Source organism: Methylobacterium sp. E-025 (assembly GCF_022829705.1).
GTDB lineage: Bacteria > Pseudomonadota > Alphaproteobacteria > Rhizobiales > Beijerinckiaceae > Methylobacterium.
This window is the reverse complement of sequence record NZ_JAKSYR010000105.1, coordinates 1-1,064: the sequence shown is the minus strand read 5'-3', so window position 1 is coordinate 1,064 and position 1,064 is coordinate 1. Positions and strand designations below refer to the sequence as shown.

Below are 1,064 nucleotides of genomic sequence, written 5' to 3'. Positions count from 1 at the left end.
ATCGGAAGGCCTCCGTTGTGACCGGCCCGATCAGGCGGTCGAGAATGGTGTCGAGAGCTTGTTGCCACGGCCGCATCGCGATGCCGTAGGCGGCGTTCAGGCTCTCGGTCGAGAGCGCCGAGTTCGCCGGCCGCCGGGCCGGGGTCGGGTAGGCGCTGGTGGGGATGCCCGCGACCGGCACGGAGCGGCCGCCGCGGCGGGCGCTGCCGGCGACGATGGCTTGCGCAAAACCGTGCCAGGTGGTCGTCCCGGCGTTGACGCAGTGGAAGGTGCCGGTCGGCGCCCCCGCGTCGCCCGCCATCCGCAGGGCGACGGCGGCCAGCGCCGCGGCGAGGTCGGCCGCCGAGGTCGGGCAGCCGTGCTGGTCGTCGACCACGGTGAGCCGGTCGCGCTCGGCGGACAGCCGCAGCATCGTCTTCACGAAGTTGCCCCGGTGCGGGCTCATCACCCAGGCGGTGCGCAGGATCGCGTGGCGCGGGTTGCCGGCCCGCACCGCCAGCTCGCCCCCGGCCTTGCTCGCGCCGTAGACGCTGCGCGGGGCGATCGGGTCGTCGGGCCGGTAGGCGCCGTCGCGCGTGCCGTCGAAGACGTAGTCAGTCGAGACCTGCACCAGCGGGACGGCGTGGCGCGCGGTCTCGGCGGCCAGGATCGCCGGCGCCAGCGCGTTGAGGCGCCAGGCGGCCACCGGCTCGGCCTCGGCCCTGTCGACCGCGGTGTAGGCGGCCGTGTTGATCACCGCGCCCCAGGGGCGCTCCGCCATCCGAGCCGCCACCGCCTCCGCATCGGTGATGTCGAGGGCGGCGCGGTCGGGCGCGTGGACCCGGACGCCGTCCGGCCAGGCGTAGGCCTGCAGCTCGGTGCCGACCTGCCCGGCGCCGCCGAGAACGAGGATGTCCATTCAGGCGCCGCCCGTCGCGGCGGGCGCGGCCGGGGCGAGGCCGAGGCGCTCGCCGGCGTAGCGGCCCTCGCGGATCGGGCGCCACCAGGCCGCGTTGTCGAGGTACCAGCGCACGGTCTCCTCCAGCGCCTGCTCGAAGGTCTTGGACGGCGCCCAGCCGATCTCG

1 protein-coding gene and 1 pseudogene are annotated in these 1,064 nt (G+C 75.8%); both read right to left on the bottom strand.

Annotation, left to right across the window (positions count from 1 at the left end):
- A partial coding sequence (rfbD, locus tag MKK64_RS14400) for a dTDP-4-dehydrorhamnose reductase (RefSeq protein ID WP_243935609.1) occupies positions 1-898 on the bottom strand: 898 nt, incomplete at its 3' end.
- Positions 899-1,064, bottom strand: a pseudogene (locus tag MKK64_RS14395) (dTDP-glucose 4,6-dehydratase); the annotation flags it as partial.